At 63.7% G+C, this 23,804-nt stretch carries 18 protein-coding genes and 1 pseudogene; 10 read left to right on the plus strand and 9 right to left on the minus strand.

Annotation, left to right across the window (positions count from 1 at the left end; genetic code table 11):
- The 5 genes and pseudogenes from CLU92_RS16675 (at position 1) to CLU92_RS16690 (ending at position 6,461) form a co-directional block, all read left to right on the plus strand.
- The gene (locus tag CLU92_RS16675; RefSeq protein WP_166674688.1) at positions 1 to 1,188 is read left to right on the plus strand and encodes a cation:proton antiporter; all 1,188 of its coding nucleotides are present in this window, start codon (positions 1 to 3) and stop codon (positions 1,186 to 1,188) included.
- Positions 1,189 to 2,319, plus strand: coding sequence for a YbdK family carboxylate-amine ligase (locus CLU92_RS16680; RefSeq protein WP_101482803.1), 1,131 nt, complete (start codon positions 1,189 to 1,191; stop codon positions 2,317 to 2,319). It begins immediately after the preceding gene.
- A 258-nt stretch (positions 2,320 to 2,577) separates the two neighbouring features.
- Positions 2,578 to 3,060: pseudogene (locus CLU92_RS28310) on the plus strand (sigma-70 family RNA polymerase sigma factor); the annotation flags it as partial.
- 54 nt (positions 3,061 to 3,114) lie between these two features.
- Positions 3,115 to 3,894, plus strand: coding sequence for a FecR family protein (locus CLU92_RS28315; RefSeq protein ID WP_257562543.1), 780 nt, complete (start codon positions 3,115 to 3,117; stop codon positions 3,892 to 3,894).
- A gap of 95 nt (positions 3,895 to 3,989) precedes the next feature.
- The gene (locus CLU92_RS16690) at positions 3,990 to 6,461 is read left to right on the plus strand and encodes a TonB-dependent receptor (RefSeq protein WP_101484727.1); all 2,472 of its coding nucleotides are present in this window, start codon (positions 3,990 to 3,992) and stop codon (positions 6,459 to 6,461) included.
- 13 nt (positions 6,462 to 6,474) lie between these two features.
- Here CLU92_RS16690 and CLU92_RS16695 read toward each other — a convergent pair whose 3' ends face one another.
- Positions 6,475 to 7,554 carry an alginate lyase family protein gene (locus CLU92_RS16695; protein WP_143452613.1) on the minus strand — a complete coding sequence of 360 codons (1,080 nt, stop codon included), beginning with the start codon at positions 7,552 to 7,554 and terminating at the stop codon, positions 6,475 to 6,477.
- Complete coding sequence (locus CLU92_RS16700; protein WP_101482806.1) at positions 7,551 to 8,543, minus strand: gamma-glutamyl-gamma-aminobutyrate hydrolase family protein; 993 nt, start codon at positions 8,541 to 8,543, stop codon at positions 7,551 to 7,553. The genes CLU92_RS16695 and CLU92_RS16700 overlap by 4 nt, the downstream gene beginning before the upstream one ends.
- 219 nt (positions 8,544 to 8,762) lie before the next feature.
- Between CLU92_RS16700 and CLU92_RS16705 the strand changes: the two genes are divergently transcribed.
- The 3 genes from CLU92_RS16705 to CLU92_RS16715 are packed head-to-tail and all read left to right on the plus strand — an operon-like array spanning position 8,763 to position 10,625.
- Positions 8,763 to 9,071, plus strand: a complete 309-nt coding sequence (locus CLU92_RS16705; RefSeq protein WP_243857931.1) for a hypothetical protein — start codon at positions 8,763 to 8,765, stop codon at positions 9,069 to 9,071.
- On the plus strand, positions 9,068 to 10,105 hold the full coding sequence (gene dapA, locus CLU92_RS16710) for a 4-hydroxy-tetrahydrodipicolinate synthase (RefSeq protein WP_101482807.1): 1,038 nt from the start codon (positions 9,068 to 9,070) through the stop codon (positions 10,103 to 10,105). Before CLU92_RS16705 ends, dapA begins: the two co-directional genes overlap by 4 nt.
- Positions 10,083 to 10,625, plus strand: a complete 543-nt coding sequence (locus CLU92_RS16715) for a ParA family protein (protein WP_101482808.1) — start codon at positions 10,083 to 10,085, stop codon at positions 10,623 to 10,625. Before dapA ends, CLU92_RS16715 begins: the two co-directional genes overlap by 23 nt.
- A 57-nt stretch (positions 10,626 to 10,682) precedes the next feature.
- Here the strand turns inward: CLU92_RS16715 and CLU92_RS16720 are convergent, their stop codons facing one another.
- The 7 genes from CLU92_RS16720 to kdpF all read right to left on the minus strand — a co-directional run bounded on the left by CLU92_RS16720 (position 10,683) and on the right by kdpF (position 19,627).
- Positions 10,683 to 11,432, minus strand: coding sequence for a TorF family putative porin (locus tag CLU92_RS16720; protein ID WP_101484729.1), 750 nt, complete (start codon positions 11,430 to 11,432; stop codon positions 10,683 to 10,685).
- 131 nt (positions 11,433 to 11,563) lie between these two features.
- A complete protein-coding gene (gene kdpE / locus CLU92_RS16725) occupies positions 11,564 to 12,262 on the minus strand; it encodes a two-component system response regulator KdpE (protein ID WP_010401402.1) in 699 nt (232 codons plus the stop codon).
- Positions 12,259 to 15,000 (minus strand): DUF4118 domain-containing protein, encoded by a 2,742-nt coding sequence (locus tag CLU92_RS16730; RefSeq protein WP_101482809.1) that lies wholly within the window; start codon positions 14,998 to 15,000, stop codon positions 12,259 to 12,261. Before CLU92_RS16730 ends, kdpE begins: the two co-directional genes overlap by 4 nt.
- 58 nt (positions 15,001 to 15,058) lie before the next feature.
- Entirely contained in the window at positions 15,059 to 15,634 is a 576-nt protein-coding gene (gene kdpC / locus CLU92_RS16735; RefSeq protein ID WP_101482810.1) for a potassium-transporting ATPase subunit KdpC, read from the minus strand.
- Between the two features lie 10 nt (positions 15,635 to 15,644).
- A complete protein-coding gene (kdpB, locus tag CLU92_RS16740; protein WP_101482811.1) occupies positions 15,645 to 17,723 on the minus strand; it encodes a potassium-transporting ATPase subunit KdpB in 2,079 nt (692 codons plus the stop codon).
- 9 nt (positions 17,724 to 17,732) lie between these two features.
- The gene (gene kdpA, locus CLU92_RS16745; protein WP_101482812.1) at positions 17,733 to 19,538 is read right to left on the minus strand and encodes a potassium-transporting ATPase subunit KdpA; all 1,806 of its coding nucleotides are present in this window, start codon (positions 19,536 to 19,538) and stop codon (positions 17,733 to 17,735) included.
- On the minus strand, positions 19,538 to 19,627 hold the full coding sequence (gene kdpF / locus CLU92_RS16750; RefSeq protein WP_034746483.1) for a K(+)-transporting ATPase subunit F: 90 nt from the start codon (positions 19,625 to 19,627) through the stop codon (positions 19,538 to 19,540). Before kdpF ends, kdpA begins: the two co-directional genes overlap by 1 nt.
- Before the next feature lie 463 nt (positions 19,628 to 20,090).
- Between kdpF and CLU92_RS16755 the strand changes: the two genes are divergently transcribed.
- Together CLU92_RS16755 and CLU92_RS16760 are read left to right on the plus strand one after the other, a co-directional pair.
- Entirely contained in the window at positions 20,091 to 22,088 is a 1,998-nt protein-coding gene (locus tag CLU92_RS16755; protein ID WP_101482813.1) for a DNA topoisomerase IV subunit B, read from the plus strand.
- Positions 22,088 to 23,797, plus strand: coding sequence for a molecular chaperone HscC (locus CLU92_RS16760; protein WP_101482814.1), 1,710 nt, complete (start codon positions 22,088 to 22,090; stop codon positions 23,795 to 23,797). Before CLU92_RS16755 ends, CLU92_RS16760 begins: the two co-directional genes overlap by 1 nt.
- Positions 23,798 to 23,804 lie beyond the last annotated feature (7 nt).

Below are 23,804 nucleotides of genomic sequence, written 5' to 3' on the forward strand. Positions count from 1 at the left end.
ATGCAAAGTCTGATCTCGATCGCCGCCGACCTGTCCTGGCCGTTCGCCATTACCCTGGCCTGGGTGGTGGGCGAATTCGGCCACCGCTGGACTGGCCTGCCACGCATCAGTTTTTATGGCGTGATCGGTTTCGTCCTCGCGCAGACGCAGGTAGGCGTACTGCCGCAGACGGACGCCGGCCCCATGCTGGTGCTGGCCGACGTGGCCTTCGGCCTGATCCTGTTCGAGGTGGGCTACCGCATCAACCTGCGCTGGCTGAAGAACAATCCGTGGATCGCCGTCACCGGCCTGGTCGAATCCTTGCTGACCTTTGCCGTTGTCTACTTCATCGGCATCGAATTCGGCAGCACCTCGATGACGGCGCTGCTGCTGGCCTCCCTGGCCATGTCCACCTCGCCGGCCACCATCATGCGCGTCATCAACGAGGAACGCAGCTCAGGCCAGGTCACGGAGCGCATCGTCCACCTGACGGCGCTCAACTGCGTGCTGGCCGTCTTCACGTTCAACATCATCGTCGGCTTCTGGATGTTCCAGAGCTCCACCGACCTGATCGAAGCGAGCAGCAGCAGCGCCGCCGTGCTGGCCGCCTCCGTGGCCGCTGGCACCGTCTTCGGCATCGTCGTGCCGGCCATGCTGCGCCGCCTGGGCAATATGGCGCAGGATGCCACCGTGGCGTTTGCCCTGTCAGTGATGCTGCTCGTCGCCCTCACCTACACCACCAGCCTGTCACCGCTTTTGGCCACCCTCACTTTTGGCCTGGTGGCGCGCCACCGCCGCGTCGCCTTCAGCCAGGCGCAGCGCAATTTCGGCGCATTGGGCGAACTGCTGACGGTGCTGCTGTTCGTCTATGCCGCCTCGACCCTGGAATGGGCCAGCGTGACGGCCGGCGCGGGCCTGGCCCTGGCCGTCGTCGGCGGGCGCCTGCTGACGAAAGTCGTCGGCGTGGCCGCGTTCTCGCATGTGAGCGGCATTTCCTGGCGCAAGGGCGTGCTGACGGGCGTGGCCCTGACGCCCGTCTCCGTTTTCATCATCCTGCTGCTGGAACACGCGCGCCAGCACGGCGTGAACTTCGGCGACGAATTGAACGCCCTGGCCGCTGTCACCCTGGGCCTGGAACTGGTCGGGCCCGTGCTGGTGCAGCGCGTGCTGATGCTGGCCAAAGAAACCCATGAAATCAAGGAGCGCTAAATGCCGCTGGAACCCTTTGGCCAATCGGCCGCGCTGACCTTCGGCGTCGAACTCGAACTGCAACTGGTGAACCTGTCGGACTATGATTTGACGGCTGCCAGCCCCGATCTGCTGCACCTGCTGAATAAAAAACCGTTCCCGGGCAACGTCACGCCGGAAATCACCGAGAGCATGATCGAGATTAACTCGAGCGTGCACACGCATCACGGCCCCCTGCTGGAGCAGTTGCAGGAAATCCGCGACACGCTGATCACGGCCGGCGACAAGCTCAATATAGGCATTGCGGGCGGAGGCACGCACCCGTTCCAGCAATGGTCGTCGCAAAAGATCTTTTCCAAGCCCCGCTTCCAGGAGATTTCGGAACTGTACGGCTACCTGGCCAAGCAGTTCACCATCTTTGGCCAACACGTGCACATCGGCTGCGCCTCGGGCGATGACGCCATGTTCCTGCTGCATTCGCTGAACCGCTACATCCCCCACTTCATCGCCCTGTCAGCGTCTTCGCCCTACGTGCAGGGGCGCGACACCCTGTTCGATTCGGCCCGCCTGAACTCCGTGTTCGCGTTTCCCATGAGCGGGCGTGCGCCTTTTACACTGAGCTGGGACCAGTTCTCCAACGAGTACTTCGCCAAGATGGAGAACACGGGCATCATCAAGAGCATGAAGGATTTTTACTGGGATATCCGCCCCAAGCCGGAGTTCGGCACCATTGAACTGCGCGTATGCGACACGCCGCTGACAGTGGAGCGGGCCGCCGCGCTGGCCGCCTACCTGCAAGCGCTGTGCCGCTACCTGCTCGAACGCAAGGAAGCGCCGCCGGTGGAAGACGATTACCTCGTATACAACTACAACCGCTTCCAGGCTTGCCGCTTCGGCCTCGATGGCGCCATCACGCATCCGAAAACCTATGAGACGATGTCGCTGCGCGAAGACATCATGACCACCCTGCGCAAGATGGAGCCGCATGCCGAGGCGCTGGGCAGCACGCCGGCCTTGAAACACCTGTCGGACGTGGCCAAGCAATGGAGTGACGCGCAATACCTGCGCAAACAGCACAGCCTTCAGGGCAGCGCCGAGGGCATGGTCGACTCGGCGATCCGATGTTTTCGCGGTGAGCCGATGAATTATTGACGCTGCACAGCATGAAAACGTAGGTCGGATGAGCGGCGTAGCCGCGTAATCCGACTGGCGCCGCCAACAATGTTGGCGGATTACGGTCCTTCGGACCTAATCCGCCCTACGCGCTGACGCAGCAACGCGCCAAAAAACCACACCCCGCCTCCCCGTCATTTACAGCCCCCACCCCCGCTTGTTACAATAAGTGAGAATGATTCTTATTATTGTTTAAAAACACCAGTCCACCCGGACCGGCCATGCAAGGGGAACGCGATGCCGCTGGCAGAGCCGCTACGACGCCAGGACATCGCGACACTGTATGCCAACCACCACGGCTGGCTGCAGGGCTGGCTGCGTAAAAAACTCGGCAGTACGGCCTGCGCGGCCGATGTGGCGCAAGACACCTTCATGCGCCTGCTCGACCGCGAAGACGCCGTCGCCGCGCGCGAGCCGCGCGCCTTGCTCGCCACTGTCGCGCAACGCGTGCTGTTCAACCATTACCGTCGCCAGAAGCTGGAACAGGCCTACCTGGACGTGCTGGCGCTACTGCCGCCCCTGCACACACCGTCGCCGGAAGATCGGGCAATGCTGCTGGCCACCGTGTTTGAACTCGACTGCATGCTCGACGGCTTGCCGCCCCCCGTGAAACGGGCTTTCTTGCTACGCCAGCTCGACGAGCTGCCGCAGGAAGACATCGCGCGCCAACTCGGCATCTCGCTGGCCACAGTGAAACGCCATCTGCAGCGGGCCGGCAGCGCCACCCAGGCGTGGCAGCAGTTGCAAACGCAGCACGAGCATCTGCCGCCCGCCATGCACGCGACCCTGCTGCGCGCCTGCGTGCAAGCGAATGCGCCGCGCCGCCATGCCGTCAAGACCCTGGCCCTGCTGCTGACCTGCGGCGCCTCGCTGTATGCGTTCGAACGCCGCAGCCCCTGGCGCGACTGGACAGCCGATTACCGCACGGGCGTCAACCAGCACCGCGTTGTAACCCTCGATGATGGCACGCAGCTCACGCTCAACACCAGCAGCGCCGTGAATGTCGATTACAGCGGCGCGCAGCGCCGTATTGAACTGCTGGCCGGTGAAATTTTCATCGCCACCGGCAAAGATGCAGTACAACGCCCCTTCTTCGTCGACACGCGGCATGGCAGCCTGCAGGCGCTGGGCACGCGTTTCACCGTGCGCCTGCACCAGCAATACGCCAGCGCCGGCGTGCTCGAAGGCGCCGTCGCCGTGCTGGCCGGCGATGGCGCACAGCGCCTGGTGCTACATCCAGGCGAAGGCGCCCATTTCGACGGCACGAGCTGCCACCGCCAGGCGCTGGCACCGTATGGCGGCGCATGGCTGAACGGCATGCTGGTGGCGCGCGACATGCGCCTGGCCGATTTCCTCGCCGAGCTGTCGCGCTACAGCGACCATCCACTGGGTTGTACGCCCGCCGTCGCCAACCTGCGCGTGTCCGGTTCCTACCCACTGGCCGATGTGGGCGCCATCCTCGACGCCGTCAGCGCCAGCCTGCAACTGCGGCGCAATACGGTCACGCGCTTCTGGGGCAATCAGGTGGTGCGCATCGAATTGGCGGCCCACTGAAGAATATTTTCAGCAAAGTGAGCTGTTTCGCCGTGCTCGCGTGACTTGGTAGATAGGCAGTCTCCATCTTGCGCATCCACGAAAGGTTTTATTCCATGTACCACGCTTCGCGTTCCCTCCTTACCCGCACCGTCCTGGCCTGCGCCCTGTCGCAGATCGGCATGGCCCTGGCCCTGCCGGCGCCAGCCCTGGCACAAAGCCAGCAAGTACGCGTCTATGGCATCCCCGCCGGCCCGCTCGGTGACGTGCTGACGCGCTTCGGCAGCGACAGCGCCATTTTATTGTCGTTCTCCAGCGAGGCTACGCAAGGCTTGCGCAGCGCCGGCCTGCAAGGCAGCTATGACGTACAAGACGGTTTCCGCGTGCTGCTGGCCGGCAGCGGCCTGCAAGCCGTGCCGCAATCGAATGGCGGCTACCTGCTGCAAAAGATCCCCGCCAGCGCCAGCGCACCCACGGCGGACAGCCGTGGCGTGACCGTCATGAGCGGCGTCACCGTGGTGGCGGCGGCCGAGCGCAGCGCCGCCACCAGCGGCACGGGCAACTACACGGGCGGCCCCGCCAGCGGAGCCACGGGCCTGGCCTTGACGCAGCGTGAAACGCCGCAATCGCTGACCATCGTCACGCGCCAGCAGATGGAAGACCAGAACAGCAATGCCGTTTCCGACGTCATGAAAAACGTCAATGGCGTGAGCGTGCAAAACTATGACAGTGACCGCTGGAGTTTCCAGGCCCGCGGCTTTTCTGTTACCAATTTCCAGTACGATGGCGTGTCGGCCATCTATGACGGCGTCTACGACTGGGGCACGACGAATAGCGACATGGCCATCTATGACCGCATCGAAGTGCTGAAGGGCGCTACGGGGCTGATGAGCGGCTCGGGCGACCCATCGGCCACCGTCAACATGGTGCGCAAGCGCCCCACCGCCCACTTCGAGGGCTCGGCCACCCTGGGCGCCGGCTCGTGGGACAACTACCGCGGCGAAGCCGATATCTCCGGCCCCCTGAATGACAGCCGCACGCTGCGCGGCCGCCTGGTGGGCGCCTACCAGGACAAGCACTCCTACCTGGACCGCTACACGCAGCAGAAATCCGTCGCCTACGGCATCATCGAGGCGGACCTGACACCAGTCACCTTGCTGACGGCCGGCTTCACGCACCAGGATTACAAGCCACGCGGCTCCACCTGGACGGGCTTCCCCTTGCTGCTTTCCGATGGTTCGCGCACCGATTTCCCCACCGCGTGGAACCCGGCTACGGACTGGAGCCGCCGCGACATGCAGAACACCACTCTGTTCACGTCGCTGGAACATAGCTTCGCCAACGAGTGGAAAATGAAATTGAGCGCCAACCAGTTGCGCAGCAAGCATGACAGCGTTCTCGGGTCGGCCAGCGGCGGCAACCCACGCCCCGACACAGGCGAAGGTAGCTATTTCTTCATGGGAAAATACAAGGGCGACCGCCGCCAGAGCACAGTCAACGTCGACGCCAGCGGCCCGTTTACCCTGTTCGGTCGCCAGCATGAAGCGATGATCGGCTATTCCACCTCGACGGCCAAGCAGGATGGCCCCGTCTACGAATCGATCTATCCACCCCTCGATGGCAGCTATTTCCACTGGCGCGGGCAGTATGCGGAACCGGCCTTCAAGCGCCTGGGTAACGACAACGACCGCACGCGCCAGAGCGGCCTGTATGGCGCCGCGCGCCTGCATCCCGTCGATGCGCTGTCCGTCATCGTCGGCGCGCGCGTCAGCAACTACAAGCAGGAACAGGACCGCACTTTCTTCGACGCCGGCACCGCACGCATCACCTCGCGCATCGAAGAAAATAACGTCATCACGCCGTATGCGGGCGTCGTGTATGACCTCGACAAGACATACTCCGTGTTCGGCAGCTACACGAGCATCTTCGCACCGCAGAGCAATCGCGACATCAACCGGCGGTTTCTATCGCCCGTGCGCGGCAAGGGGTTTGAAGCGGGTGTGAAAGCGGAGTACCTCGACGGCAAGGTCAATGCCAGCGCGTCCCTGTTCCAGATCCGTCAAAGCAACGTGGCCAGCTCTGTGGGCGAAGTCAACGGCGAAGAAGCGTATAAAGCCATCGACGGCGTCACCAGCCGCGGCGTGGAAATGGAGGTGACGGGCGAAGTGGCCAAGGATGTGAAGCTGAGCGCCGGCTATACCTACACCCACGTGCGCGACGCGGATGGCAAGGACGTGTTTTCCACCATGCTGCAAACCACGCAGCCTGCCCACCTGCTGCGCGTGCAAGGCACGTGGCGCCTGCCGGCCAGCCTGGACAAGCTGACCGTCGGTGGCGGCATCAACTGGCAAAGCAGCTACTACGGCAATATCTGGAATCCCGCCATCGAGGATTATTCACGCATCAAGCAGGGCAGCTACGCGCTGGTCAACTTGATGGCGCGCTACGAGATCAGCAAGAACGTCACGGCCAGCGTCAACGTGAACAACCTGCTGGACAAGAAGTACTTCACGGGACTGGGCCTGTTCCAGACGGGCTTCTACGGCGAACCGCGCAATGTGATGTTCACCGTGCGCACGAAGTTCTAACGCGAAGTTCTCACTAAGCACCGTACAGCGCCAGCGCCCAGGCTGGCGGGCGCAATTCCAGCGCCAACGGCAGGTAAGCGGGATCGAAGCGCGCCGCCAGCAGGTACACATTGGCGGCGCCCTTCGGCTCCCAATTCCCCGTAAAGCCCTTTTCACCGGCCGCCACGCGCTTGCGGTCGAAGGGCACAGCGCTCTTCGCGAATTCCTCGTGCGTCTTTCTGCCCTGCGCATACGGCGCCAGCCAGGCCAGCGCCTCGGCCAGGCGCCGCGCTTCCGGCGCGTCATACCAGTCATCGCCATGCGCCTGCGCCATCAGGGCTGTCGTCAGCAGCGGCTCCAGGCTGTAGGTGGTGTAATGCAGGGCGTCGCGCTGCTCGAAGTCGAAGGGCACGCCGCCTGCGCCGATATTGCGCGGCACGTGCGCCAGGAAGCGCTCCTTCGCGCGCGCAATCAGCAAGGCCTCGCCCGTGACATACGCGGCGGCCGTGCCGATCTTGATGCGGTGGCTATGCCAGTTGTTGCGCGCCGTGGACGGACCGCCCACCTTGATGGGATCACTCAGATACCCCTGCGCCAGGGTGCGGCAGAACACGTGCACCTGCTCGCGCTCGACGCCGCTCAAACGCTCCTGTACCAGGTCAAAGCCCATCAACAGGCTGGCCAGCTCCGTCTCATCGACAGGGCTGAACGATGGCTGATAAGAACCGCTCCAGGTCAGCAACAGCTGGCGCGCTGCCTCGAAATGCGCCATCTCGCCCGACAGTCTCCAGGCCAGCGCCTGCAAGCGTGCCTGACGCCAGTCTTCCTGCGCCTGCTGGCTGGTCTCGCGCCCGCCCTCGCCCTTCAGCAAGCCGCCCGTGCGCACTTCGGCCATCAGGTGCACGGGCCGTGCTGCATCCTTGCGCGCCGCCTTGAGCACCTGTTCGGCAACGGCCGGCGCCACCCGCGCCTTGAGCGTGCGGGTGCGCGCCGCGGACATCAGCGCAAACGGCGGCGCGCTATCACGCGGGTGCGGCGCGGCGCGCAAGCCGGCCAGGGGCAGCGCCAGCAGGCCGCCCAGCAAGGTGCGCCGGCGCCTAAAGTGCGCGCTCAAAACCGCGTTTCCCGCGCCGCGCGCAAGAAGTTATCGAGGATGGGCGTGCAGTCGAGCAACTCGACGCCGCCCGCCGAATGAAATTCCGGGTGCCACTGCAAGCCCATGACGAAGCGCGCCCGCTGGTAGCGGATGGCTTCGACGATATTGTCCCCTTGAGAATACGCTTCCACGGTGATATCGCGCCCCAGGTCCTTGACCGACTGGTGGTGAATGGAATTGACGAGCGCCTCGCCCGTCTTCGGGAACAGGCCCGCCAGGGACGAGCCTTTCGGGAAGACGATGGTGTGGCGGTGGCGGTCATACAGGTCGTTGACGTGGGAGGTCGCGCCATCCACGTCCGAGGCGATATCCTGGTACAGGGTGCCGCCAAAGCCCACATTGATGAGTTGGCAGCCGCGGCATATGCCCAGCACGGGCTTGCCGGCATCGACGAATTCGTGCAGCAGTTCCAGTTCGTACAGGTCGCGCGCGCGGTCGCCGCTCCATTCGGGCCGTGTGGCCGCCTCGGAATAGGTCTGCGGCGAGACGTCGGCGCCGCCCTGCAGCACCAGGCCGTCCAGGTGGCGCGCATAGTGGCGCAAGGTGATATTGCTCGGGTGTAGCTGGCCACTGGTATTGACCGTCGGGATCATGAACACCAGCACGTCGCGCGACATGACCCATTGGGCGATCGACTCTTCCAGGTATTGCAGGTTCTTGCTGCGCAGGCCAGTGGCGCCCGGCTCCGGGTGGAAAATGCGTGCCGAGATGCCGATGCGCAGAGTGCGCCGCATGAAATCGCGGCTGGCCTTGTCGCGCATCGAGCGGTAGCGCGACGAGATCACCCGCCAAGCCAGCGCCAGCGGCGTGTCGTTATCCTTCAGGTAGCGGGGCGCCGCATCGCGCGCACGGTGCTCATCATCGGGTGCCCTGCCGACCCGGTCGGGTCGCGCCGGCGGCGCTGGATCGGGGGAAGGGGAATGCTGGGGATCTTTTTCGTCTGACATGGCAAGGCTGACTGAAAGCGGAGACGTTTTCAATATAAACCCCTGCCTCCCAAAGCACGATTCAATTTTGTAACAAAAGCACATGTGCGGCGCATCCACGCAACAATTCCGCGGCACAGCGCATACAGCCCGTTTACGCGGGCGGCCTCGCTTTTTAGAGAATCTTTACGCCCCCGCTGCTAATCTTGAACGTACCTCAACCACCGCTGCAAAGCCACCATGGAACCCCATTCACGCCTGCAAACGCATCAAGCACATCAAGCACTGCCCCACCGCCACCCCCGCCTGCCCACTTTCCTCATGCATATCACGGTCGACAAGTCCTGCTTGGCCGAGCTGCGCCAGCTGGTCGTCAAGACGTGCGGCGGCATGCTGTCGTTCATGCGCGTCGAGGCGGTCGACCACGCCGAACGCATGAAGGTATGGCTGTGCGTGACGGAGCCGGCCCTGCGCCTGACCATGGATGCCGTCATGCGCCTGCTGCCGGCGGCGGAATTTGGCCGCATCAGCCAGGGGAAATCGTCATGAACCAGTACTCCTGCGAGCAGGCGATGTCTTCATCGCGCATTACCGCGCATTTCCAGGGCATCTGGGTGCCGATGGTCACGCCATTCCGTGATGGCGATGGCGAAATCGACTTCGACGCCGCCCAGCAGCTGGCCAGCGAACTGGCCGCCAGTGGCATCGATGGCCTGGTGGTATGCGGCACCACGGGCGAAGCGGCCATGCTGAGCGCCACGGAGCAAACCATGCTGCTCGAAAGCGTACTCGAAGCCATCGGTCCCCGCTTCCCCGTCGTAATGGGCGTGGGTGGCAGCGATACGCGCGGCGTCGTCGCCACGGTGCAGCGCTATCACGACCATCCGCTGGCCGGTCTGCTGGTCTCGGCACCGTCATATGTACGCCCTTCGCAGGACGGCATCGTGCGCCACTTCCAGGCCATCGCCGCCGCCACCGACCAGTCCATCGTGCTGTACAACGTTCCTGCCCGCACGGGGGTCAATATCGAACCGCAGACGGCGGCGCTGCTGGCGTGCGACTCGCACTTCGTCGCCATCAAGGAAGCGGGTGGCAAGCTGCAACAACTGGGCGAACTGCTGCTCGACACGCGCCTGGACGTGCTGTGCGGCGACGATGCGCTGCTGCTGGCCAGCCTCTCCATGGGCGGCCATGGCGCCATGTCGGCCGCCGCCCAGATACGCCCCGACCTGTATGCGCAGCTGTACCACCTGGTCAAGCAGGGCCGCCACGGCGCCGCCGGCGCCCTGTTCAAGGTCATGCTGCCCGTCATCCGCCTGCTGTTTGCCGAACCCAATCCTGGCCCAGTGAAGGCGGCGTTGGCCATGCAGGGCAAGGTACGCGACGAGCTGCGACTGCCGATGACGCCGATGTCTTCGGCCGGCAAGCACAAGCTGGCCGAAGCACTCGAACCACTGATGGCACTGCCCGTATGGACAGCCGGCGACAGGGACGCGCCACGCGAAGGCTGTTTGCTGCAACTGATCTCCGCCGCCAACCTGATGCCAGCCGTGCGCCAAGATGATCATCGCCATCACGGATGAGCGCGGGGGGATGGAGAAATCCATCCTGGCCGGGCGGCTGGCCGCCTCGCGCGCGCTGGCCGGACGCAAGGTATTGCTGCTCGATGCCGATCCACGCCAGGGAGCCATGGAGCAGGCCAGGAATATGCACGACGGGGCCAAGCACGGCAGCATGACGCGGCCAAGCCTGATGGCGCGTGCCATCAGCGCCAAGGGCCTGCAGCCGGAGCTGGAACACCTGGTGAACTGCTACCATGACATCGTCATTGACAGCGAAGGCCGCGACTCCATGGGCAGCCGCTCGGCCCTGATCGCCGCGCGCGTGCTGGTGGTGCCGCTGGACGGTGTCGTGGACGGCGCCGCGCAGGCTTGCCTGGCGCGCCGCATCGCGCACGCGCGCAGCGTCAATCCTGACCTGCGCGTCCTGCTGGCGACGGACACGCAAGCGGCCCCCGCCCATGCCCTGGCCGCACAGATTCCCGCCTCCCGCGTGGTCAGCCTGGGACAGCTGTATTGCGCCGTCTTTAACCTGCCAGCCTAGCTCGGCATGCAAAAAAAAAGGCGGCGCATGCGCCGCCTCTCCTTTTATCTCCGTCAATTAAAACGTTTTGCTGACCGTCAGTTGCAGCGCTGTCTTGCCCATGAATTTGCCATTCACCGGCGACGCATAGGCCGACTTGCCCGCGTTCGTACCGATCACGGCCAGCGCGCCTGTCACGATGCCGAAATCGCGAGTGACGCCCACTTTCCAGTCCGTGTAGCTCGACGCATCATTGTTTTTGACCTTCTGGTGGCCAGCGTGCAGGGTGCCGGTCCAGCCGTTCGTCAGGTCGATATTCGCGCCAATGTCCAGGTAGCCGCTGTTCTTGCTGTTGACGATACCGAACAGGTTGGAGACGGCGTGCGAATACTTGATATAGGCGGGACCATACGACAGCTGGCCGTAGACTTCCTGCGTATCCGCGTCGGCCAGGCCAGCGATACCCTTCAAGCCATTGTCCGCATACACATACGCGAGCACGCCCACGTCATAGCCGATATCGGCCGTCAACTGGCCGCGCTTGCCCGCATACAGATCCACTTCCACGTCGCCACTGCCGCCCGCATCCTTGGTCCACTTGATGGTGGAGGCCCAGGCGCCCGCATACAGGCCGGTGGGGTTGTTGACGTAGTCGACGCCGCCCTGCAGCGCGGGTTTCAAGCGCGTCTGCGAAATGCCGCGATAACGGTAGTCGGACACGCCGGCCACGTTGAAGCTGACTTCATTATCGGGCTTGGCCTCTTCCGCATGGGCCAGGCTGCCCGTAAAGGCGGTGGCGACGGCAAGTGCAAGTAGCATTTTATTCATGGTTTTTTCTTCTTCATGGGTGGTATGGGCCTTTGCCAACATGGCGCAGCTGGCCCGCCGCTGCAAAACAATGGGTAAAGCGTCCCCCCGGCGCGCGCGGCGCCCGTTTTCCAACAGGGGATTAACAGTTGTTAGAGCGGCAGCAGCAAGCGGTAGCCGACAGCCGTTTCCGTCAGCAGGTACTGCGGCTGGGCCGGGTCGGCTTCCAGCTTCTGGCGCAGATGCCCCATGTAGATACGCAGGTAGTGACCGTTTTCGCTATTCGATGGCCCCCACACTTCGCGCAGCAGTTGCGGATTGGTGACCACCCTGCCCGCGTTCTTCACGAGTACCGACAGCAAGCGGAATTCCGTTGGCGTCATGTGCACCAGCTGCTTGTTGCGCGTCACCAGCCGGTCCTTCAAGTCGACCCGCACGTCGCCGAACTGCACCACGCCATCGTCGCTGGCGGCAGGCTGGCGCTGACGGCGCAAGGTGGCGCGCACGCGGGCCAGCAGCTCGCCAACGCCGAACGGCTTGGTCAGGTAATCGTCGGCGCCCGCGTCCAGCGCGCGTATCTTGTCCTCTTCGTCGACCCGCGCCGAAAGCACGATGATGGGCACGGCCGACCATTTGCGGATGTCAGCGATGAAGTCGATGCCGTCGCCGTCGGGCAGGCCCAGGTCCAGCACGATCATGTCGGGCCGGCGAGTGCCGGCATCGATCAGACCCCGCTGCATGGTGGCGGACTCGAAAATCTGCCAGCCCTCGTCCTCCAGCGCGGCACGCACGAAGCGGCGGATTTGCGGCTCATCCTCAACCAGCAAGGCGGTGGCGGAAGGTTCGTTCATGATGGTTTTCCTGTTTCATAGTCGTTGGCGTCATCGAGTTCTATCTCTGGCGGCGCAGGGGGCGTGCCCAGCGGCAGGCTGAACACGATGGCAGCGCCCTGTCCCGGCGCGTGCGGCTGCGCGTGGATGGTGCCACCGTGGGCTTCGACGATGGCGCGGCAGATGGCCAGCCCCAGTCCGACGCCCGGCTTGTTCGATTCGCGCTCGCCGCGCGTGAATTTTTCAAAGATGGCTTCTTCGCGGCCAGGCGGCAGGCCCGGGCCATCGTCAAACACCCTCACCTGCAGGAACTGGCCGTGCACCCCGGCCGCGACCGTGATGGTGCTGCCGGGCGGCGTGTACTTGGCCGCGTTTTCCAGCAGGTTGCACAGCACGCGCTCGATCAGCACGGCGTCGTAGCGCACCAGCGGCAAATCCGGCGCCAGCTGCGTCTGCACGGCATGTTGCAGCAATTGCGGGCCGCTGGCGCGCAGCGCGCTGCCCACCACTTCTTCCAGCGCCTGCCATTGCAGGTTCAGGCGCACCTGTCCGCTTTCGATGCGCGCCATGTCCAGCAAGTTCGCCACCAGGGCGCTCATGCGCACGGTTTCGGACTGCAGCGAGCGCGCCATGTCCAGCTGCGCAGGTGACAACGCCGGCCTGGACAGGGCCAACGATTCGGCCAGCCCCACCAGCGACGTCAATGGCGTGCGCAAGTCGTGCGACAGTGCCGCCAGCAGAGAGTTGCGCAGGCGCTCGGACTCCATCTGCAGCAGCGCACCCTGGGCCACGTCGATGTAATGCACGCGCTCGAGGGCGATGGCCGCCAGGGCGGCAAAGGTATCGAGGTGCTGGCGCTGCTCCGGTACCAGCAGCCAGCGCCCGTGCTGGGCAGCCTCCAGCGGCAACAGCGCCAGCACGCCCCGCGTGCGCATCGGCGCGATCAGCGGCAGGTAGAAAATGGGGGAAGCAGGCAAGGTATCGGTACCCGTGCCAGCTGCCTGCGCATGGTCGAAGGCCCACTGCGCGATGCCCATGTCCAGCGCCTCGCTTCCGTTCGGGGTCTGCAGGCTGCCCTCGTCATCAGGCAGGAGCAAGGAGGCGCGTGCGCGGAAAGCCCGCTCGATGGCGCTTTTCGTGATATCGAAAATCTGCTCCGTCTGCAGCACGCCGGACAATTCCCGCGAAAACTCGTACAGGGCGCGGGCGCGCGCTTCGCGGTGCGATGCAACGCGTGCCTGGAAGCGCAGGCCGGCCGTCAGGTGGCCTGTGATCAGGCCCACGGCCAGCATCACCCCAAAGGTGATCACATACTGAAAATCGCCCACGGCAAACGAGAAGCGGGGCGGCACGAAAATGAAATCGAAGCAGGCCACGCCCACCAGGCTGGCCAGCGCCGCCGGCCCGCGCCCCAGGCGCACGGCCACCAGCACCACCGTCAGCAGCGACAGCATGGCGATATTGGCCAGGTCCAGGTAGGGTTGCAGGGGGACCGAGGCCAGGGCCGTGCCCAGGCTGGCGCCGGCGGCCAGTATGTAGCGCCAATGGCGCGATGGCCTGCGCGTCGCCTCCGCATCCTCGCCCGGCGCGCGCCGGGGCGCCGCATCCGCTGGCGGCAAGCCTACTTCGATCAAATCGATATCGGGTGCCAAAGTGGCCATGCGCACGGCGGGCGGCGCATGCCACAAGCGCGCCAGCGCACCGGCGCGGCCACGGCCTACGATGACTTTCGATATATTCGCGCTGCGCGCATACTCGACCACGGCGCCGGCGATGTCGGCGGACGGCACAATGGCCGTGCGTGCGCCCAGGTCCTGCGCCAGTTTCAGCGTTTTCAGGATGCGTTCGCGTTCGCGCGCCGGCAGACGCTGCAGGCGCGGCGTTTCCACGTACAGCGCGTGCCATTCGGCATTCAGCTGGCTGGCCAGGCGCGCCGTGCTGCGGATAACGTGTTCGCCACCCGCGTGCGGCCCCACGCAGGCGAGCAGCGCGGCGCCCGTCTTCCAAACGGAATTGATGGATTTCTCGACGCGGTAAGCCTGCACGTCGTCCTGCACCCGGTCCGCCGTGCGGCGCAAGGCCAGTTCGCGCAGGGCGATCAGGTTACCCTTGCGGAAAAAATGCTGGGATGCCCGCTCGGCCTGCTGCGGCTGGTATACCTTGCCCTGCTTCAGGCGGCGCAGCAATTCATCAGCCGGAATATCGACCAGCACCACTTCATCGGCGCGGTCGAACACTGTGTCAGGCAGGGTTTCTGCCACGCGCACGCCCGTGATCCCGCCCACCACATCGTTGAGGCTTTCCAGGTGCTGCACATTCACGGTCGACAGCACGTCGATGCCGGCCGCAAGCAACTCCTCGACATCCTGCCAGCGCTTCGGATGACGCGAACCGGCCACGTTCGAATGGGCCAGTTCATCCATCAATATCAGCGACGGCGCGCGGCGCAGGGCCTCGTCCAGGTCGAACTCGAAAAGGGTCTTGCCCCGGTATTCGATCGCCTTCAAGGGGAGTACGGGCAAACCGTCAAGCTGGGCGGCCGTATCCTGGCGCCCATGCGTCTCCACCACGCCCACCAGCAGATCCTGGCCATCGGCCAGCAGTTTGCGGGCGGCGGCCAGCATCGCATAGGTCTTGCCGACGCCGGCCGATGCGCCGAAGTAAATGCGCAGCCGGCCGCGCGCGGCTTTCTTTTCCTGTGCCTGCACTTGCGCCAGCAGGGCATCAGGGTCGGGGCGTTGGCTGTCGTTGGGGAGCATGGGTATCTTTTAATTTCAAAACCAGGGGCAAAACCGGCGGCTCTGCCCCTGCATCATCTTACTTCGCGGCCGCATCGAGCGCCAGATTCAGTTCCAGCACATTCACCCGTGGTTCGCCGAAAAAGCCGATATACGCGGTTTTCTGTACCTTGGCGATGGCGTTTTCCACCTGCGCCAGCGGCACTGCGCGTACGCGGGCCACACGCGGCGCCTGGTACAAGGCTGCCGCCAGGCTGATTTCCGGGTCCAGGCCGCTGCTCGATGCCGTCACCAGGTCGACGGGAATGGCGCGCGTGTTGCCTGGATCAGCTTCCTTCAGCGCGGCGATGCGCGCCTTGACGGCGTCCACCAGGGCCGGATTGGTCGGTCCCTGGTTCGAGCCGCTCGAACCGGCACCGTTGTTGGCCATCGGCGCGGTGGCCGATGGACGGCCCCAGAAATACTTGGGCGAGGTGAAGGACTGGCCGATCAGCATCGAACCGACGGGCTTGCCACCACGCTCGACGATGCTGCCATTGACTTCATCGTTGAAGGCCAGCTGCCCGATGCCGGCCGTGGCAAACGGATAGACGACACCGCAAATCACGGTCAGTGCGGCAAACAGGACCAGGGCGGGACGTACGATAGTGCTCATGATGGTTCCTTTAGACTAAATTGAGTGCGGACAGCAGCATGTCGATCAACTTGATCCCGATGAAGGGCAGGATGATGCCGCCCAGGCCGTAGATCAGCAGATTGCGACGCAACAGGCTGGCCGCGCCGATGGCCCGGTATTGCACGCCCTTCAGGGCCAGCGGGATCAGCACGACGATGATCAGTGCATTGAAGATCACAGCCGACATGATGGCCGAGACGGGGCTGGCCAGGTGCATGATGTCGAGCGCCTTCAACTGCGGATAGGTGCCTACGAAGGCGGCCGGGATGATGGCGAAGTACTTGGCGATGTCGTTCGAAATCGAGAACGTCGTCAGCGAACCGCGCGTCATCAGCATCTGCTTGCCGATTTCAACGATTTCCAGCAGCTTGGTCGGGTTCGAATCCAGGTCGACCATATTGCCAGCCTCTTTTGCCGCCTGCGTGCCCGAGTTCATGGCTACGGCCACGTCGGCCTGCGCCAGCGCCGGGGCATCATTGGTGCCGTCGCCCGTCATGGCCACCAGGCGGCCTTCGGACTGGTAGCTGCGAATCAGCTTGAGCTTGTCTTCCGGTGTCGCTTCGGCGAGAAAATCGTCCACGCCAGCCTCGGCTGCGATGGCCGCAGCCGTCAGCTTGTTGTCGCCCGTGATCATGACGGTCTTGATGCCCATGCGGCGCAGTTCCGCAAAACGCTCCTTGATGCCACCCTTGACGATGTCCTTCAGTTCCACGACGCCCATGACGCGGCCATCGTCGACCACGACCAGCGGCGTGCTGCCGCGGCGCGCGATATCGTCGACGGCGCGCGCCACCTCGGCCGGATACGGCTCGCCCAGCGCTTCCACATACTTTTTCATGGAATCGGCCGCACCCTTGCGCAGCTGGCGCACCTGCTGTTCGCCAGGGATGTCCACACCGCTCATGCGCGTTTGCGCCGTGAAGGGCACGAAGGTGGCGTGCAAGCTGGCCATCTCGCGTTCGCGGATGTTGAACTTCTGCTTGGCCAGCACGACGATGCTGCGCCCTTCCGGCGTTTCATCGGCCAGCGATGCCAATTGCGCCGCGTCGGCCAGCTGCTGCTCCGTCACGCCGGGAGCAGGCACAAAGCTTGACGCCTGGCGGTTGCCCAGGGTGATGGTGCCCGTTTTATCGAGCAGCAGCACGTCCACGTCGCCCGCCGCTTCCACTGCGCGGCCCGAGGTGGCAATCACATTGGCTTGCATCATGCGGCTCATGCCAGCCACGCCGATGGCCGACAGCAGGCCGCCGATGGTGGTCGGAATCAGGCACACCAGCAGCGCGATCAGCACGGTGATGGTAACGGGCGTGCCACTGCCGGCTGCCGCCACGGAAAACAGCGAATACGGCAGCAAGGTCACAGTGACGATCAGGAAGACGATCGACAGAGCCACAAGCAGGATCGTCAGGGCGATTTCATTCGGCGTCTTCTGGCGCTTGGCGCCTTCGACCATGGCGATCATGCGGTCGATGAAAGCTTCGCCTGGGTTGACGGAAACGCGCACCAGCAGCCAGTCCGACAGCACGCGGGTGCCGCCCGTGACGGCGGAGAAATCGCCGCCCGATTCGCGGATCACAGGTGCCGATTCGCCCGTGATGGCGCTCTCGTCGACGGAGGCCACGCCGGCCGTCACTTCGCCGTCGGCGGGAATGACGTCACCCGCCTCGACCAGCACCGTCATGCCCTTGCGCAGGTCGGTTGCCGGCGTGGGCAGCCAGGAGGTGCCGTACTTCGGCGTTTGCATTTTCTTTGCCATCACCGTTTGCTTCAGGGCGCGCAACGAGGCCGCCTGGGCCTTGCTGCGGCCTTCGGCGAGCGCTTCGGCGAAGTTCGCGAACAGCACGGTAAACCACAGCCACACGGCGACGGCGACAATGAAGCCGAACGGCGCTTCACCCTGGCCGTTCAGGGCCTGGATGGCCAGCAGGGTCGTGATGATGCTGCCCACGTAGACGACGAACATCACGGGGCTGCGCCACTGCGTGCGGGGGTCAAGTTTTTTGAACGCATCGACGATGGCAGGGCCAATCAATGCGGAATCGAACAAGGTCAGGCTTGTGCGTGACATGGTAGCCTCTTATTTTGTAAAAAGTTGCAGGTGTTCGACGATCGGGCCCAGGGCCAGCGCGGGAACGTAATTGAGCACGCCGACCAGCACCACCACGCCGATCAGCAGGCCGATGAACATGGGGCCGTGCGTAGGCATGGTGCCGGCATTGGCCGACAGGCGCTGCTTGGCCGCCAGCGAACCGGCCACTGCCAGCACAGGTACGATCACGCCGAAACGGCCGAACCACATGGCGATCGCCAGCATCACGTTGTAGAACGGCGTGTTGGCGGACAGCCCGGCAAACGCGCTGCCGTTATTGTTTGCCGCCGACGTGAAGGCGTACAGAATCTCCGAGAAGCCGTGCGCGCCGGGATTGGCCACGCCGATCTTGCCCGGTTCGACCATCACGGCGATCGCCGTGCCCGTCAATACCAGGGCTGGCGTGACCAGGATGGCCAGCGACACCATCTTCATTTCATAGGCCTGGATTTTCTTGCCCAGGTATTCAGGCGTGCGGCCTATCATCAGACCGGCGATGAAGACGGCCAGGATGGCGAACATCAGCATGCCGTACAGGCCCGTGCCCACGCCGCCGAAAATCACTTCGCCGAATTGCATCAGCAGCAGCGGCACCATGCCGCCCAGGGGCATGTAGGAGTCGTGCATGGAATTGACTGCGCCGCACGATGCCGCCGTCGTCACCGCCGCGAACAGAGTCGAGGAGCTGATGCCGAAGCGCGTCTCCTTGCCTTCCATATTGCCGCCCGATTGCAGGCTGCTGGCCTGCTGGTCCACGCCCAAGACCTGCAAAGCGGGATTGGCTTGCTGCTCGGCGCTCATCACGCCGGCTGTCATGACGACAAAGATCAGGGTCATGGCGGCCAGCACGGCCCAGCCCTGGCGCAGGTCGCCCACCATGCTGCCGAACGTGAAGCACAGGCCGGCGGGAATGATGAAGATGGCCAGCATCTGCAGGAAGTTCGACAGCACGGTCGGATTTTCATACGGATGCGAGGAATTGGCATTGAAGAAGCCGCCGCCATTCGTGCCCAGCAGCTTGATCGATTCCTGCGACGCGACGGGGCCCATGGCGATCGTCTGCGTGGTCGCCACTTGTGCTTCCATTACGGGCTTACCGGCGGCATCCACCACGGGCTGACCATCGGCCGTCATTTTCGGCGTTTCATACGCCACCTGGTCGAGCAGCGTCACTTCCTTGTAGGCGGAAAAGTTCTGGATCATGCCTTCGCCCATGAAGACGACGGACAAGGCCAGCGACAGCGGCAGCAGGATGTACAGGGTGGAGCGCACCAGGTCGACCCAGAAGTTGCCGATCGATTTACCCGAGCGCGAGGCGAAACCGCGCACCAGCGCGAAGATCACGGCGATACCGGTGGCCGCCGAAAAGAAGTTCTGGCATGCCATGCCCAGCATCTGGGTCAGGTAGCTCATGGTCTGTTCGCCGCCGTAGCCCTGCCAGTTGGTATTGGCGACGAAGCTGACGGTGGTATTGAACGAGGAGTCGGGGCTGACGGCACCCAGGCCCTGTGGATTAAGTGGCAAGAAGCCCTGCAGGCGCTGCAGGCCGTAGACGAAGACGGCGCCCACGGTATTGAAGACGATCAGGGCGATGGCATAGCTTTTCCAGCCCATGGCCTTGTCGGCAGGCAGGCCGGACCAGCGGTAAAGCAGGTTTTCTAGCTTTTGCAGCCAGCCCAGGCCACGCACGGGGCCATCGCCGGCCACCTTGGCCATGTAGAGGCCCAGCGGATAGCCGGCGGCCAGCAGTACAACCAGGAAGGCCACCAATAACAGTATCGATTGCGTCGTCATCACAGTTCCTCCGCCTTCAACAGTGCCACCAGCAGGTACACGAGCAGGCCAGCCGACACGACGGCGCCCAGCACATAAAACGCGTTCATTTGACGCTCCCTAATTTGTCGCAGGCGACGGCAAAGCCGACCACCACGACGAAAAAAACGGCAATCAAGCCGAGATACACGATATCCATTCCCACCCTCATTCAGGTTTGTTTTGATAGTGAGCAGATTAGCCAAAAGGGTCTAAAAAATTCGTAAAGACTGGAGAGTCAGCTGTAAACAAGATGTAAAAACGGGGGCTTTAGGGCATAAAATCGTCCACAATTGGCGCAAAACCGCGCGCGCAGCGCACTGTTGTTGCCCTGGAGTAGCGCTATTGCTCGCTGGACAAGATAGAATGCGCGAGCGTCCGCACAAGGACGCCATGCCTGCCGCACTGCCCTCTCCCAGTGACGCTGGACGGGATATACTGTATATTCATACAGTTATCGCCGCCGTTGTCACTGCGCCCTGCAGTGCCCTGGCCTGGCGTTCCAACCACTGTCTTTACTTAGCTTGAACACGTATGGCCACTAAAAAACCAGCATCCGACTACAGCGAATCATCCATCCGTGTCCTGAAGGGACTGGAACCCGTCAAGCAGCGCCCGGGGATGTACACCCGCACTGAAAATCCGCTGCACATCATTCAGGAAGTGATCGACAATGCCTCCGACGAGGCGCTGGGCGGTCACTGCACGCATATCGCCGTCACGCAAAACACGGATGGCAGCATCACCGTAGAAGACAATGGCCGCGGTATTCCCGTCGGACTGCACCCCGAAGAAGGCGTGCCGACGGTGGAAATCGTGTTTACAAGGCTGCACGCGGGCGGCAAGTTCGACAAGGGTTCGGGCGGCGCCTACGCGTTTTCGGGCGGCTTGCACGGCGTTGGCGTGTCCGTCACCAATGCGCTGTCGACGCGCCTGGAAATCACCGTCTGGCGCAAGGAAAGCGACGGCAACGGCTTGCACCACATGGTGTTCGCAAATGGCGACGTGATCGAACCCTTGAGTTCCCGCCCCGCTCCGCGCGACGGCAAGAAGTCGGGCACGCGCGTGACGGCCTGGCCCGATGCGAAGTATTTTGATTCGCCCAACATCTCGCAAACCGAGCTGCAGCGCTTGCTGCGCTCGAAAGCCGTGCTGCTGCCGGGCGTGACCGTCACCCTGACCAACGCGAAAACCGGCGACACGCAGACCTGGCTGTACGCGGAAGGCTTGCGCGGCTACCTGACCGAATCGCTGGCGCAGGTGTCGAATGGCGAAACCCTGATTCCCCTGTTCGAAGGCGCGCAGTACGCGGGCCCGGACTCGGAAGGCTTTGCCGAAGGCGAAGGCGCGGCCTGGGTGGTGGCGTGGACGGAAGAAGGCGCCATCGTGCGCGAATCGTATGTCAACCTGATTCCCACCTCGAATGGCGGCACGCACGAATCGGGCTTGCGCGACGGCCTGTTCGGCGCCGTGAAAAATTTCGTCGAGATGCACTCGCTGCTGCCGAAAGGCGTGAAACTGCTGCCGGAAGACGTGTTTGCGCGCGCTTCCTTCGTGCTGTCGGCGAAAGTGCTGGACCCGCAATTTCAGGGCCAGATCAAGGAACGCCTGAATTCGCGCGACGCCGTGCGCCTGGTCTCGACCTTCACCAAACCACCACTGGAACTGTGGCTGAACCAGCACGTCGACTACGGCAAGAAGCTGGCCGATCTGGTGATCAAGCAGGCGCAGTCGCGCCAGCGTTCACTGCAAAAAGTAGAAAAGAAAAAATCCTCGGGCGTCGCCGTCCTGCCGGGCAAGCTGACGGACTGCGAATCGTCGGACATCACGCGCAATGAACTGTTCCTCGTCGAGGGTGACTCGGCGGGCGGTTCGGCCAAGATGGGCCGCGACAAGGAATTCCAGGCGATTTTGCCCCTGCGCGGCAAGGTCCTGAACTCGTGGGAGACGGACCGCGACCGCCTGTTTGCCAATAACGAAATCCACGACATTGCGGTGGCCATCGGCGTCGATCCGCACAGCGTGGGCGACACGCCCGATCTGTCCGGCCTGCGCTATGGCAAGATCTGCATCCTGTCGGATGCGGACGTGGACGGCTCGCACATCCAGGTACTGCTGCTGACCCTGTTCTTCAAGCACTTCCCGGCCCTGATCAACAAGGGCCATATTTGCATCGCCCGCCCGCCCCTGTACCGGGTCGATGCGCCAGCGCGCGGCAAGAAGCCGATGCAGAAAATCTATGCGCTCGATGACGGCGAACTGGTCGCCATCGAGGACAAGCTGCGCAAGGAGGGCGTGAAACAGGGCGCCTGGTCGATCTCGCGCTTCAAGGGCCTGGGCGAGATGAACGCCGAGCAACTGTGGGAAACGACGATGAACCCGGACACGCGCCGCCTGCTCCCCGTGACTCTGGGCGAAATCGACCACATGACTTCCGCCGCGCGCTTCAACATGTTGATGGGCAAAGGCGAAGCGGCAGGACGGCGCGCCTGGATCGAGGAACACGGCAATGAGGCGGAGGCCGATATCTGATGATCATCGGCATCGACCTGGGCACCACCAACAGCCTGGTCGCCATCTGGCGCGACGGCAAGGCTTCCATCATCCCGAATGCGCTGGGTGAACACCTGACGCCGTCGTGCGTGAGCATCGATGACGACGGCACCGTGCTGGTTGGCCGCGCCGCGCGCGAGCGCCTGCAGACGCACCCGCAGCTGACGGCCGCCGTCTTCAAGCGCTACATGGGCAGTGAAAAGAAGATCACCCTCGGCACGCAGCAATTCCGTCCGGAAGAGCTGTCGTCGATGGTGCTGCGCGCGCTGAAGGAAGATGCCGAAGCCTTCCTGGGCCACAAGGTCGAGGAAGCCATCATCACCGTGCCCGCGTACTTCAGCGATGCGCAGCGCAAGGCCACGCGCATCGCCGGCCAGCTGGCGGGCTTGCGCGTGGAGCGTCTGCTGAACGAGCCGACAGCCGCCGCGCTGGCCTACGGCATCCGCGACAAGGAACAGGAAAGCAAATTCCTCGTCTTCGACCTGGGCGGCGGCACGTTTGACGTGTCGATCCTGGAGCTGTTCGAAGGCGTGATGGAAGTGCGCGCCTCTGCCGGCGACAATTTTCTGGGCGGCGAAGACTTCGTCACGGTGCTGGTCGACGCCTTTTTGGACGGCAGCGGCTTGCGCGACGCGGCCGGCAGCCGCCTGTTCGACCCGCGCCAGCAGCAGTTGCTGCGCGATGAAGCCGAGCGCGTCAAGCGCCTGCTGTCAGAGCAGCCATCCGTGCGCATGGCCACGCGCTACGAGGACAAGGAATACAGCTGGGAAATCAGCGAAGACAGGCTGGCGCAGTTGTGCGAACCGCTGCTGGCGCGTTTGCGCCTTCCCGTGGAACGGGCGCTGCGCGACGCCACCATCCGCGCGGCGGAATTGAATGAAGTGGTGCTGGCCGGCGGCGCCACGCGCATGCCGCTGGTGCGCAAGCTCGTATCACGCATGTTCGGGCGCTTTCCCGCCATCCACCTGGACCCGGACGAAGCCGTGGCACTCGGTGCCGCCGTGCAGGCTGGCCTCAAGATGCGCGATGCGGCCCTGGACGAAGTGGTCATGACGGATGTGGCACCGTATTCGCTGGGCATTTCGATTTCGCGCCAGGTCGGCGCAAACCAGTATGAAGGCGGGCATTACCTGCCCATCATCGAGCGCAACTCCGTGGTGCCCGTCTCGCGCACGGAAAACATCACCACCATCTACGACAATCAGAAGGAAATCAACGTGGCGATCTTCCAGGGCGAGTCGCGCCTGGTGGCTGACAACGTCTTTCTCGGCAAGATCAGCTTCCCGATACCCGCAAAAAAGGCGGGCGAGATCGGCATCGACGTGCGCTTCACCTACGACGTCAGCGGCGTGCTGGAAGCGGAAGTAACGGTACTGGCCACGCAGGAACGCCACAAGATGATCATCAGCGACAACGCGGGCGTGATGACGCCGGAACAGATCGAGCAGCGCTTTCTTGAACTGGCCGACCTGAAGATCCACCCACGCGAACAGATGGAAAACCGCACCCTAGTCACGCGCGCCGACCGCCTGTACGAACAGTCACTGGGCGACGTGCGCCAGTATCTGGCGGCGCACACGGCCAATTTCCAGGCCGCGCTGGAAACGCAGGACCCGAACACCATCCGCAAGGCCCGCCAGGCGCTCGACGAGGTGTTGCGCCAGGTCGAGAGCGAAAGCTTCCTGTAAATGGACG

It is taken from the genome of Janthinobacterium sp. 61, from assembly GCF_002846335.1.
Taxonomy (GTDB): domain Bacteria; phylum Pseudomonadota; class Gammaproteobacteria; order Burkholderiales; family Burkholderiaceae_D; genus Janthinobacterium.